Source organism: Kurthia huakuii LAM0618, assembly GCF_000505545.1.
In the GTDB taxonomy this organism is placed as follows: domain Bacteria; phylum Bacillota; class Bacilli; order Bacillales_A; family Planococcaceae; genus Kurthia; species Kurthia huakuii.
Window position 1 is genome coordinate 257,235 of the sequence record NZ_AYTB01000002.1, and the last position, 13,465, is coordinate 270,699.

11 protein-coding genes are annotated in these 13,465 nt (G+C 39.6%); 9 read left to right on the forward strand and 2 right to left on the reverse strand.

Annotation, left to right across the window (positions count from 1 at the left end; translation table 11 throughout):
* Window positions 1–9 precede the first annotated feature (9 nt).
* The 8 genes from V514_RS0101325 (at window position 10) to V514_RS0101360 (ending at window position 10,764) form a co-directional block, all read left to right on the forward strand.
* Window positions 10–723 carry an IspD/TarI family cytidylyltransferase gene (locus tag V514_RS0101325; RefSeq protein WP_029497862.1) on the forward strand — a complete coding sequence of 238 codons (714 nt, stop codon included), beginning with the start codon at window positions 10–12 and terminating at the stop codon, window positions 721–723.
* Window positions 723–1,748, forward strand: coding sequence for a ribitol-5-phosphate dehydrogenase (locus V514_RS0101330; protein WP_029497863.1), 1,026 nt, complete (start codon window positions 723–725; stop codon window positions 1,746–1,748). The genes V514_RS0101325 and V514_RS0101330 overlap by 1 nt, the downstream gene beginning before the upstream one ends.
* A complete protein-coding gene (locus tag V514_RS0101335; protein ID WP_029497864.1) occupies window positions 1,736–2,869 on the forward strand; it encodes a CDP-glycerol glycerophosphotransferase family protein in 1,134 nt (377 codons plus the stop codon). Before V514_RS0101330 ends, V514_RS0101335 begins: the two co-directional genes overlap by 13 nt.
* Before the next feature lie 31 nt (window positions 2,870–2,900).
* Entirely contained in the window at window positions 2,901–4,076 is a 1,176-nt protein-coding gene (locus V514_RS0101340; RefSeq protein ID WP_029497865.1) for a CDP-glycerol--glycerophosphate glycerophosphotransferase, read from the forward strand.
* Between the two features lie 12 nt (window positions 4,077–4,088).
* Window positions 4,089–5,627 carry a glycosyltransferase gene (locus tag V514_RS0101345; RefSeq protein ID WP_029497866.1) on the forward strand — a complete coding sequence of 513 codons (1,539 nt, stop codon included), beginning with the start codon at window positions 4,089–4,091 and terminating at the stop codon, window positions 5,625–5,627.
* 393 nt (window positions 5,628–6,020) lie between these two features.
* A complete protein-coding gene (locus V514_RS0101350) occupies window positions 6,021–6,590 on the forward strand; it encodes a TetR/AcrR family transcriptional regulator (protein ID WP_029497867.1) in 570 nt (189 codons plus the stop codon).
* A gap of 96 nt (window positions 6,591–6,686) precedes the next feature.
* Entirely contained in the window at window positions 6,687–9,797 is a 3,111-nt protein-coding gene (locus V514_RS0101355; RefSeq protein ID WP_029497868.1) for a YhgE/Pip domain-containing protein, read from the forward strand.
* Between the two features lie 139 nt (window positions 9,798–9,936).
* On the forward strand, window positions 9,937–10,764 hold the full coding sequence (locus V514_RS0101360) for a methyl-accepting chemotaxis protein (RefSeq protein ID WP_029497870.1): 828 nt from the start codon (window positions 9,937–9,939) through the stop codon (window positions 10,762–10,764).
* Between the two features lie 50 nt (window positions 10,765–10,814).
* Here V514_RS0101360 and tagD read toward each other — a convergent pair whose 3' ends face one another.
* Together tagD and V514_RS0101370 are read right to left on the reverse strand one after the other, a co-directional pair.
* Window positions 10,815–11,204 (reverse strand): glycerol-3-phosphate cytidylyltransferase, encoded by a 390-nt coding sequence (gene tagD, locus V514_RS0101365; RefSeq protein WP_029497875.1) that lies wholly within the window; start codon window positions 11,202–11,204, stop codon window positions 10,815–10,817.
* Window positions 11,205–11,211: 7 nt separating this feature from the next.
* Window positions 11,212–12,369 (reverse strand): CDP-glycerol--glycerophosphate glycerophosphotransferase, encoded by a 1,158-nt coding sequence (locus V514_RS0101370; protein WP_029497876.1) that lies wholly within the window; start codon window positions 12,367–12,369, stop codon window positions 11,212–11,214.
* Between the two features lie 278 nt (window positions 12,370–12,647).
* On the opposite strand from V514_RS0101370, the gene V514_RS0101375 reads away from it, so the two are divergent.
* Window positions 12,648–13,457 (forward strand): ABC transporter permease, encoded by an 810-nt coding sequence (locus V514_RS0101375; RefSeq protein WP_029497877.1) that lies wholly within the window; start codon window positions 12,648–12,650, stop codon window positions 13,455–13,457.
* Window positions 13,458–13,465: the final 8 nt, after the last annotated feature.

A 13,465-nucleotide genomic window follows, 5' to 3' on the forward strand; every position in this document is an offset into this window, starting at 1 on the left:
GTGCTATACATGATTTATGCAGGTATTTTAGCAGGTGGTAAAGGGACTCGTATGGGTAACGTACCAATGCCTAAACAATTTTTAACATTAAATGATAAAGCAATCATCATTCATACATTAGAGAAATTCATTTTAAATAACCGTATCGATAAAATTTTTATCGCGGTTCCAAAAGATTGGGTTCAATACACAAAAGATCTTGTGAAAAAACATCAATTAGACTTACCAAAAGTGGCGGTTATTCAAGGTGGCACAGACCGTAATGACACAATCATGAATGTCATTGCAGCAATCGATAGCGCGAATGGTTTAAGCGACGACGATATTTTAATTACACATGATGCTGTACGTCCATTCTTAACACATCGCATCATCGAACAAAACATCGATGCAGGTCTTGAATTTGCTTCTGTCGATACCGTAATCGAAGCAATCGATACAATCGTTGAATCACAAGATGGTGAATTCATTACGCAAATCCCAGTGCGTAGTCATATGTTCCAAGGCCAAACGCCGCAAACATTCAACATTAAAAAGCTACAAGAGCTTTACAATAGCCTATCTCAAGATGAAAAAGAAATTTTAACAGATGCATGTAAAATCTTCGCAATCAAAGGTGAGAAAGTTAAATTAGTACGTGGTGAAAGCTATAATATTAAAGTAACAACGCCATACGATTTAAACGTGGCGAATTCAATTTTAAAAGGAAGTTTAGATAAATAATGATTAACCAAATTTATCGATTAGTATCTGCCCGTCAGATCGAAGTAACTTATAAGGACCGTGCAATCTCATCTGACCACGTCGTTGTACGTCCAACTCACCTTTCAATTTGTGCTGCGGACCAACGTTACTACACAGGAACACGTGGCGAAGAAGCGATGAAGAAAAAATTACCAATGGCATTGATTCACGAAGGTGTCGGCGAAGTAGCTTACGACCCAACAGGTGAATATGCGGTTGGCACAAAAGTTGTGATGGTACCAAATACGCCAACAGAAGAAGATCCATATGTGGCTGAAAACTATTTACGTTCTAGTAAATTCCGTTCTTCAGGTTATGATGGTTTTATGCAAGATTATGTATTTTTAAATCGCGATCGTTTAGTCGTATTACCAGACGATATGAATATGGAAGTAGCAGCATTTACGGAATTAGTAACAATCGCTACCCATTCAATCGCACGCTTTGAACGTAAAGCAATTAAACGTCGCGGCACATTTGGTGTTTGGGGCGATGGGAACTTAGGTTTCATCACATGTTTATTATTAAAATACATGTATCCAGACTGCAAAGTGACAATCTTCGGTAAAACACAATACAAATTAGATCACTTCTCATTCGTTGATGAAAAAATCTTCATTAATGAAATTCCAGAGGACTATATGGTAGATCACGCATTTGAATGTGCTGGTGGTAAAGGTAGTCAATACGCTATCGACCAAATGATTGACCACGTAAACCCAGAAGCAACACTTTGCTTACTTGGTGTAAGTGAATACCCGGTAGAAATCAATACGCGCATGGTCCTTGAAAAAGGCTTAACACTTGTTGGTTCAAGCCGCAGTGGTGCTGTTGATTTCCAAAAAACAGTGGATCTTTATAAAGCACATCCAGAAATTCCTGAGTACTTATCTACATTAGTTGGATACACACAAGAAGTGACATCTGTTAAAGATATTATTACAGCCTTCGAAAGTGACTTATCTAGCTCATGGGGTAAGAGCGTCATGTTATGGAAAATCTAAAAAAGACAATCCAATATACTATCCAGAGAATCTATAAAGCTATTTATAGATTCTTCTATTTCGTTTTAGAGCAAAAATCAGTAGATGACAAAAAAATTGTCGTCTACACCTATCGCTCTAATCAGCTAGAAGGTAATTTAAAGGCAGTTGTACGTGAAATACGAGCAAAGCATCCAGATATGCACATTGAAATACGCAAAGCACCAAAGCAAATGAGCCTCGCTTTATTTAAAGAGTTGCCAGCGATTGCAAACGCAAAAATGGTGTTATTAGACGATTATTTTTTACCGGTTTATCTTATAAATCCGCGTAAAGAAACAAAATTTGTGCAATTATGGCACGCTGCAGGTGCATTTAAAAAATTCGGGTATAGTACGAAGGATACGAAATTTGGACCATCATCAAAATATTTACGTATCGTGCCTGTCCATATGCATTATTCACACGTCTATGTATCTTCAAAAGCTGTTGTACCGTATTATGCGGAGGCGTTTAATATGCCACAAAACCAAGTATATCCACTTGGTATTCCACGTACGGATTTACTTGGTGAAGAAGTCGTGCCGAATGAGGCGCTAACACCTATTCAAAGGAGCCGCTGCAAAGTATTAATTGCACCGACGTATCGTGCGAAAGATGGGCAAAGTGAATCGAATCTCGATTGGCTAGCAGTCCTCGAACAAATCGCACCGCAATTAGCACCACATATTCAGCTCATCGTCATGCCACACCCTTATTCAAATCGGGAGCAGTGGCAGGCGCTGACGCAGTTTGAGAACATTTTGCTCGACTATCAATACCCATTAAATGAATGGATGCCGATCGCAGACGCTTTTATTACGGATTACTCATCGGCCATTTTTGAATACGCGTTATTTGAACGACCACTTGCACATTACGTACCAGATTTAGCGCAATACACGTCAAGTAGGGGTCTTTACCGTCCACTTGAAGATATTTCTGACGGGACGATTTTGCAACAACAGCAAGCGCTCGTTTCATGGATTAATAATCGCACGACGAATGAATATTATGATACATCACGTATGGTGAGCTTTAATTTCAGTCATACAAAAAACGTATCACAAAAAATCGTACAACATCTATTTGAATCCGATTAAGGATGATTTTGTTTCGAAAAGAGGTATACAGATGGCAACAAAAAAGAAAAAGAAAGAACCATTTAAGAAAAAGTTAGACCGCAAATTTAAAAAAGAAATTTTCCAAGCGATGTACAAAGGCTTCTCAATGCTACCCATCCAAAAAAACAAAATTTCGATTCTTTCCGATAGTCGTAAAGATTTAAGCGACAACTTTCAAATGGTTTATGATGAACTTCAACGCAGGGAAGCATATGACTATTATTTCTTATTAAAACCAAGCGTTAAAAAACGTAAACGCTACATTGAAATTATTCAATTAGCGTACAATATCGCAACATCAAAAGTTGTGATGTTAGATGATTTTTATCCGATGATTTATCCACTAAAAATCCGCAAAGGAGCCGATTTAATTCAAGTTTGGCATGCGGTTGGCGCGTTTAAAACATTCGGCTTTAGCCGTATGGGTAAACCAGGTGGTCCGAAACCGACATCGTTGTCACATAAAAACTACACGAAAGCGATTGTCAGCTCACAATACGTAGCACCGTTCTACGCAGAGGGCTTTGGTATCGATGAATCAAAAGTTGTGGCAACAGGCGTGCCGCGTACCGATGTATTTTTCGATGAACAATATAAAGCGGATAAAAAAGCGATGATGTACGGCAAGTATCCTGATTTAGAAGGTAAGCATGTGACATTATACGCACCGACATTCCGTGGTAATGGTCAAACAAGTGCGCATTTCCCGCATGAAATGCTTGATTTTGATAAGCTGTATGCGTCACTTGGCGATAATGATGTGTTTTTAATTAAAATGCATCCATTCGTGAAAAAGAAATTTAAAATTCCGGTAGAATATCGCGATAAAATTAAAGATTTTACGAAATACCCTTCTATAAATGATATTTTATTTATTACCGATATTTTAATTACAGACTACTCATCTGTTTGCTTTGAGTTTGCATTATTAAATAAACCGATGATTTTCTTCTGCTTTGATTTAGAAGAATATGTGGCATCTCGTGATTTCTATGTGTCATACGATGAGTTCACACCAGGAGATGTCGTGCGTAATACAGACGAGCTTGTTGCTTCAATGAATAAGCATCGTGCAGACGAAGTAGTTGATTTAACGGAATTCACCGATAAATTCTTCGATGACTTAGATGGTAAGTCTACGGAACGTGTAGCACAGCTCGTTATTGATTGTATGAACCGCAAGTAGGAGTGATTGGCGATGGCAAAACGCACAGTATTTATGGTTGTTTGGGATGTAGATGTGAATAAAGGTGGCATTAATAGTGTCATGTTCCGCCGTACGCATCTGTTTAATAATGAACGCTATCGTAGTGCGATTGTGACATTAGATGATAAACCGTATGGCTACGCCGCAATTGAACGTACATTACATGAAGATGGTCGCGTTGATAGCGAGGCGCCAATTATTAATGTATACGATTATTACCGCAAGAAAATGACGCGCGATAAAAATGTCAGTTATGAGGACCGCGAGCATTACGAAGAGCTTCATAAACGCGAAGAAAAAGGCTATAAAATACAAGATGATGAGCATGCGACATTGTATTTTTTAAATGGCCAGTTCGTTAAGCATAAAAAGTGGGATACAAATGGACAACTTGCAAGCATTGATTATTATTATTCAAATACGCGTGTCATCGCTTATACAGAAGAGTACCATCCAGACGGTTACTTAATTCGTAAATCGACCTATCATCCGAAAAATGGTGGGCTGAATCAAATTTTACATTATACATCGGATGGGCATTGCTATTTAGCGCGCTGGTTTAATTCAGAGACAGGGAAGCAGCAACGTATTGTCTTGTTTAGTCCAGATACAAAAGAAGCGGTGGCATTTGATAACAACAATGAATTTCACACGTACTTTTTAGAAGAATTGGCACGTGCTGAACAAGCAAAGCCGTATTTTATTTGTGATGGCCCAGGCTCTGCCTTTAAAATTCAACAAGTATCGAAGGATTTGGCCTACCGTATTTATGCGATTCATACGACTGTCTATGAAGAACCATTTACGCGTGGAAGCCAGCTGAAGGAAAATCATCAACGCCTATTTGCGAATAAAGAAGCAAATGTCCCTGTTGTTGTGCTAACTGAACATCAAAAGGCCGATTTAGAAGCGGATTTTGGCGATAATTTTGACTATCATGTCATTTCACATGCGATGAATGTACGCCAACTTTCAGTAGAGAAAAAGCCGTTTGTGGCGTCGATTGTTAGCCGACTAGCGAGTGAAAAACGCATAGATTTAGCGATTAAAGCGTTTAAAATGGTCGTACGTGAGGAACCAGATGCTATGTTAAATATTTATGGGGCCGGAGATCAACAAGAAACGCTGCAGAAATTAATTCGCCGCTTGAAATTAACGAATCATGTCTTTTTAAAAGGTTATACGACACATGCAGACGATGTTTTTGCAGAATCTCAATTTACCATCATTACATCGCGTTATGAAGGGCAATCGCTTGTGGCGTTAGAAGCGTATGCGAATAAAACAACGGTTGTAACGTTTAACATTAACTATTTAGTAGAAGAAATGTATGATAATCCAGAAATTGCATCGGTTGTGGCAGATGAGGATATTGAGGCATTATCGGATGCGATGATCGCGTTATTTAAAGAACCAGAGCGCGCAAAAGCGATGGGTGAGGCAGGGTATCAACTTGTGCAAACGCATTATAGCTCTGATGAACAATATAAAAAATGGGATGCCCTATTTACTTCAATGCGCTCGGAATAAAAACGGGTAATAGCTAAATAACGTGTGCAAAGTGTGGAAAAATCATTTTTTCACACTTTTTTTAGCGCATTTCTCAACGTTTAGCCATGCTATTGAGGGAAGGAATCACTTCATGATAAGCTACAGCTAGAAGAAGTTTCACCAGCTTCTTCGACCTTAACCCATTCACTTTTTCGAAAAAGAGCGCACATCCCGGCGCTTTTTTTCATTTGTCGGATCTGAACATGCACATTATTAAAAACACTAGCCTCTTCAAACAATCAGTGTTGTTTAAAGGGGATTTTTTTTGGAAAGCAGTTGAGTTTTCTCAAAAAAGTGATACAATAAATGACTAGATGACCGAAATGGGTTTCTGGTCATTTTTAGAATATACGAAGAAAAGAGTTGAGCGATATGGATCGCCGTACAGAAATTATCGAAGCAGCACGTCAATCATTCACGTTATTTGGCTATAAAGCGACGACAATGGATCAAATCGCCAAACTAGCAAAAGTAGGAAAGGGAACGATTTACACGTTTTTTAAAAATAAAGATGTGTTATTCGAACATATCGCCTTGCAAATGGTTGCAGAGATGAAGCGAGAAGTCGAAAATATAATTGAACCTGAATTACCGTTTACAAAAAATGCCCATCACGTTTTAATGAAGATTTTAGAATTTCGTGAAATGCATAAGCTATATGCGAAGTTGATTGAAGAAGAAAAATCGATGAACACGCCTGAAGTTCATGCGATGATGAAAAAGATTGAAGATGCGCTGCTATCGTTCTTAGAAGAGCGAATCGATATTGCGGTGGCGAAAGGTGAACTGGTCGCAGCAGATACGCGCTTAGTCGCATATTTATTGTTAAAGGCTTACTTGGCAGTGGCAGTAGAATGGTCAGAGTATCATGAAAATGAGCTGACAGAGAAGCAAATCATTGATCTTTTCCAAAGTACGATTTTTAGAGGGTTAACACCTTAATCTTATTTTTTGCTCAAAAATGACCGATTGAAGAATTTGGTCAATTAGTATTTTCGGATGAAGGATAGAACAAATAAATGAAGGAAGGTCACATGCATGTTTAAGGAAGAGTGGAAGCATATATTTTCAAATAAAATGTTAATGATTTCATTAACAGCTATTTTATTTGTACCAATTATTTATGCAGGCATGTTCCTATGGTCGTTTTGGGATCCTTATGGCAAATTAGATAAAGTACCGGTTGCCATCGTCAATCAAGATAATGGCGCAACGGTAGAAGGCAAAAAGTTAACAGTCGGTGACGATTTAGTCGATGAATTGCTGAAAGATAAAAGTTTAAATTTCCATGAGGTAACGAAGGAACAAGCACAGCAGGGATTAGATGATCGAAAATATTATATGTCGATTGAGATTCCTAAAAATTTTAGTGAAAATGCAGGAACGTTATTAGATGAACAACCTGAAAAAATGTCACTAACGTATAAACAAAACCAAGGATTAAACTTCTTAGCATCGCAAGTTACAAGCTCAGCGATGGAAAAAATTCGTACGAAGGTCAATACAAAAGTGGCTGAAACGTACTCAGAGCAATTATTCGAGACGATTAAAAAGATGGGCGACGGCTACGGCGATGCTGCAGACGGCGCGAAAAAATTAAAAAGTGGCTCTAAAAAATTAGCAGACGGTACAGCGGATTTACAACATGGGATTCTTCAAGTAAAAGACGGTGCTATTCAACTAAATGATGGCGCAACATCGGCAAAGACAGGTGCAACGGATCTACATACCGGCATTGTGTCAGCAAAAGATGGATCGCTTCAACTTGATACGGGGATTGGCTCAGCGAAAGATGGTTCAACGCAACTCACAAATGGTATTAATTCCGCAAAAGATGGCTCGAAAAAGTTAGCAGATGGTGCAACATCCGCGAAAGATGGTTCATCGCAATTACATGCAGGAATTAATTCGGCAGCGGATGGCTCCGAACAATTGACAGCGGGAGCTGCATCTGCGAAAGATGGTTCAAAACAACTTGCAAGTGGCATTGTATCGGCAGCGGATGGTTCTGAACAATTGAAAGCAGGAGCTGCATCTGCGAAAGATGGTTCAAAACAACTTGCAAGCGGCATTGTATCGGCAGCGGATGGCTCTGAACAATTGAAAGCGGGAGCTGCATCGGCAAAGACAGGTGCGAAAGAATTACAAGATGGCATTGTCACAGCGAAAAAAGGGGCCGATGATTTAGCGGCCGGTGCTACGCAATTCCAACAAGAAGGTACAGCTGTATTAGCTTCAAGTATTGCGAAGCAAAAAGACAATATTACAGCATTAAATGACGGTGCGCAGCAAGTTTCAGGTGGTTTACAAGAGCTGAATACGAGCGTACCACAACTTGCGACAGCGGCTAGTAATTTATCTGCATTACTTGGAAATAATGACGCGGAACAACCCGCGGCAACAACAAAAGCAGTAGAAGCGGCGACAACTGCTTCTGATGAGGCGTCAGCTAAAGCGGCGGTAGCTTCTCAAAGCGCTAATCAATTAGTCGAAACAATTCAAAACGATACAACGTTATCAGATGAACAAAAAGCGACATTATTAGCAGCAGCACAAGCAACGCAGCAAGCAACAACAGATGCAGAAACGGCTGCAACAACCGCTGCACAGGCACAAAAAACAGTCGCAAAAACAGCGGCTGCTCCAGATGCCAATGCGCAAGCACAGGCATTGGCAAAAAGCGTAGCAGATGGCTTAACTAATAAAGTACAACCAGGTGTTGACCAGTTAGCAACAGGAGCTACTTCATTAGCAGATGGCACACAACAACTTGCAGAGGGCTGGGATCAATCCATTGCGAGCACGAAGCAGTTAGATGAAAAAGCACAAACGCTCGCAACGGGCGCCACATCACTTGATGAAGGGCTTATGAAATTAAAAAGTGGTGCAACTGATTTAACAAAAGGTTTAGGTACACTCGAAGCAGGAGCGACTGATTTAAATAGTGGCTTAGGTCAATTACAAATAGGCTCAAGTGACTTAACAAAAGGCTTAGGCACACTCGAAGCAGGAGCGACTGATTTAAATAGTGGCATGGGTCAATTACAAACGGGTTCAAGTGACTTAACAAAAGGTTTAGGCACACTCGAGGCAGGAGCGACCGATTTAACGAGTGGCATGGGCCAATTGCAAACAGGCTCAAGTGACCTAACAAAAGGCTTAGGCACACTCGAAGCGGGTGCGACGGACTTAGACGGTGGCTTAGGTCAACTACAAACAGGCGCAAGTAGCTTGCAGTCGGGTATGACACAATTAGCAGATGGTTCTAGCTCACTTGTTTCAGGACTTGGTCAATTAGATACAGGTTCTAACTCATTAGTCACTGGTTTAGGCGATTTACAAAAAGGTACAGGTGACTTAACAGATGGGTCAACTGAACTTGCAGATGGCTCAACAAAATTATTAGATGGTCAACAAGAGTTAACAGATGGCTCAAAAGAGTTACAAACAAAACTAGCGGATGCACATGATGAGGCATCTGATGTAGAAGTAACGGATGATACGTACAATATGGAAGCCGAACCAGTAACACTTGATAAAAAAGAGCAAAATGCGGTAGAAAACTATGGTACAGGTTTTGCGCCGTACTTCATGTCAATGGGGCTATTAGTCGGTGCATTAGTAATTACCGTTATTTTCAATGTGACGCATCCATCAATACAACCAACAAGTGCACGTGCCTGGTATTGGAGTAAAACATCTGTGTTACTCGTGCTGGGCTTCTTCCAAGCAATCATTATCGTAACAATCGTCAAATTATTGTTAGGCTTGCAGACAGAAAATCTCTTTGCCGTCTACTTGATGGCGCTCGTCGCAAGTTACACGTTCATTGCGCTTGTACAAATGCTCGTATCGATCTTCAATGATGTTGGTCGTTATATTATGCTTGTATTTATGGTCATGCAATTAACGTCAAGTGCGGGAACATTCCCGCTTGAAATGTTGCCAAGCTTCTTCCAAAAATTAAATGTGTTCATGCCAATGACGTATTCAATTCAAGGATTTAAAGCAGCGATTTCAACAGGTGATATGCCATTCTTCTGGCAAAATATCGGAATTTTAGTTGTCGTCGCAGTAGGCGCTTTCTTTATTACATTTATGTACTTTGTATTGGTATTCAAGAAACGTCATAGTGCGGTAGAACAATAATTTATAATAGAGTGAGTCCATTATATTAGGTATTCACTCTATTTTTTTGCGATAAAATAGTCTTTTGTAATTTATTTTTGTAAAATATTTGGAAATGTGTTTTACTTTAGTTATAGATGGGTAAAGGGAGGACTTAAATATGAATCAAATTGACGCATTAGTATTGGCTGCACCATATATTCATCAAATTTTACGTGGAGAAGCGATTGTTGCAGTTGCAGATAAAAAAAGCGACACGATTGTTAAATATTTCGCAGGTCGTAATGTAGATTCAGGCTATGTGGATGGGCAGACGGTAAATCCACAAGATAATAATGTTTATACCGCATTTAGTGGACGTAATGCGGACGTGTATATCGACAAAAACGTTTACGGTGTTGCGATTAATGCTTTTGCATTTCCAGTACGCGAAGGACATGAAGTAGTCGGTGCATTAGCGATTGGTTTACCAGTAGAGCGCGAGGAAAAAATTAAAGGCTATTTAGAGCAAATTAATAAGATTGTGTCCAATCTTCAAGACAATGTGCACACGATTGCATCGCACTCAGAAGAGCTTGCGGCATCGAGTGAAGAAGTTGCCACACAAGCAGAGCATGCACTTGAAAATGCGGCGCAAACGAATGCGATTACGGGCATGATTAAAGATGTGTCGCGTCAGACGAATTTACTTGGCTTAAATGCGTCAATTGAAGCGGCGCGTGCAGGACAATACGGTGCTGGCTTTAATATTGTGGCACAAGAAGTCCGCAACCTTTCAGAACAAACGGCAAAATCAACGGTTCAAATTGAAACAGTTATTCAACGAGTGCAACAGGATTTGTCAAAACTGCAAGCAAATATCGAGCAAATTTCAACAGCTTCTGAAGAGGAAGCAACACTTGTCCAAAACTTTAGTCATGTAATTGAAGATTTACACCGTTTAAATGATGAGCTGACGAATTTCTTTAAAGACTCAGCAGTGATGTAACTAAAAAAGCACTCAACTTCAAGTTGAGTGCTTTTTTCCTCTTTTTAATTTTAATGCTCGCTTAAATCTGATTTGACTTTCGTTGTAGAAATACCTTCTGTGCGTGGGAGATAAATAACTTCGCAATAATCTTTCAAGAAGTCAAATTCACCTTCCCAGTCATGACCCATGACGAACGTATCGACGTTATATGTTTGAACGTCTGATATTTTTTGTTCCCAGTTTTCTTCTGGAATGACGAGGTCCACATAACGGATGGCCTCTAAAATCTGTTTGCGTTGCTCAAATGGGTAATACGCTTGCTTATGTTTCATCGCATTGAACTCATCTGTAGAAATAGCGACAATCAACTTGTCACCGAGGGCTTTCGCACGACGCAAAAGATTAATATGTCCGACATGTAGTAAATCGAATGTTCCGTATGTAAGAACGGTCTTCATTTACAAATCACTCCTCATTCAGTAAGTAGTCTACAAGCTTTCTTGCGGTATGACCGTCTGAATAGCAATTCCACTTCGCAGCAAATTGCTCAACCTGCGGCAAATCAAAATCCATATGCAAAATCGTATGTACAAGCTCGTCATCACTATCGACGACAGGACCAGGTACAACTTGGTCATATGAATCCCAGAAGCCGCGGCTCATCTGGTACTGTTCTAAATCGTACGGATAAAAAATTTGTGGCTTACCAAGCAGTGCAAATTCGTATGGAATCGACGAATAATCACTCACCAAATAATCGGTCACAAGTAACAAATCGTTTACCGACAATTTGTTTGCTACATTGATAATATATGGGTGACGGAAGGCATTTAAATCATGCGCGACCGCTGGATGCAATTTAATCACTAATCGGTAGTCATCGCCAAGCTGCGATGCAATTTTGACGAAATCAAGCGGGATTTGTTGCTGCGTTAGCTCGTTGTCGCGGAAGGTTGGTGCGTAGAGCACAACCTTTTTACCACGTAGCTCAGGATAAGTAGCATACACTTTATCCGTTGTTTCACTCATTGCTTTCTCATCAAAGAAGAAATCAGTACGTGGAATTCCTGTGTGTAAAAACGCATTGCTCTCTTTTTGGAATGCTCTTGCAAAAATTTGGGCCATAAACGGTGAACCAACGACAATCTTATCCATTTCCTCGTACACTTTTGAAATGCGGTTTATTGCTTTTGGTGTACGGTAGGTCAAGCTTGGGTCAACCATGCCAAATTTCTTTACGGCACCAGCCGCATGCCAGAGTTGAATGACTTCCACTTCGTCGTTAAAATGACAGACACTAAGAAGTGCGGCATAGTTGTCGATTAAGACAGTGCGCGCAGTAGCTAATCGTTTCAAGCCGCGTAAATAGTCAACGGGCTTTGTCGGCTTAAATGAAACAATTTCGCGTACGCCAGCGTCTTTAAAAGACGTTTTACATTTGCCAGTTTTTAAGACAACGACATCGCGATAGCCTCGTCGACCGAGTTCTTTTGTCACGTATTCGGCATTGTCACCGAAGTCGCATAAAAAGACGATGTTGTTCGTTTTTTTAGACAGCTTAAATGTGTTAAAAAAGATTTTATTGACGATTAAAAAGAGGGTAATGATCCATTCTTTTCTCATACAGTCACCTGTTTTCTAGATAGAATTGAAAACCCTATCGCTTATTATAGCGCAAAATGGTGTTCGATTGAACAAGAGCTTTTCCCTAACAATGAAGCAGAAAAAGGAAATATGACTTTGAATGAAGCATATTACAGTGAAAAGGGCATAGGTTTCAACAAGACAAAAGATATAGAGGATTCGGCGAAATTCTCTGTTTTCGTAAGTTTCAACGAATGTTCTATGGTATACTATTGTGTGGATTATTAACCGAATTTCGTGGAATTGAGGAACACTACATGAAAGATTTAATCAAAATTGTAAAAGAGCAAATTAGCTCCTTTTACTTGATTCAGCGTTTGGCGAAGTTCCAAATGCGAATCGATAACAACAACAACTATTTAGGTGTTGCATGGGAAGTATTAAACCCAGCCATTCAAATGGTTATGTACTGGTTTGTATTCGGCTATGCGATGAATCGTAATGAACCAATCGATGGCATGCCATATGTATTATGGATGCTCGCGGGTATTTCATTCTGGTTCTTTATTAATAAAGCAATTTTAGATGGTTCGAAGTCGATTTACCAGAAATACAACACCGTCGCTAAAATGAGTTTCCCATTATCGGCCATTCCTAGTTATATTATTACAAGCAAATTTTATAGTCATCTTGTGTTACTTGGCGCAATCATGATTGTTTTCTGGTTTTCTGGTGAATTCCCAACAGTATTTTACATTCAGCTGTTATTTTTCGTACCACTAAGCTATTTATTAGCCTTTTCAATTACGCTGTTAATGTCAACATTGACGGTTGTCGTGCGTGATTTGCAGATGCTTATCCAATCGGCATTACAAGCGATGTTCTTTATCTCACCAATTCTTTGGGATCGTTCAGACAAATTTCCCGATTGGTTAGTCGGCATTTTACAGCTTAACCCGTTTTACTATTTAGCGAATGGTTATCGTTCAGCATTATTCGGCAATGAATGGTATTTCATCACGCATTGGGAATTAACATTGTACAATTTAGCACTCGTTTTCGTGTTCCTCTATTTAGGCGCGAAAGCACACTTTAAGTTCAGAACACGTTTCTCTGACTTCATTTAGGGGGATAT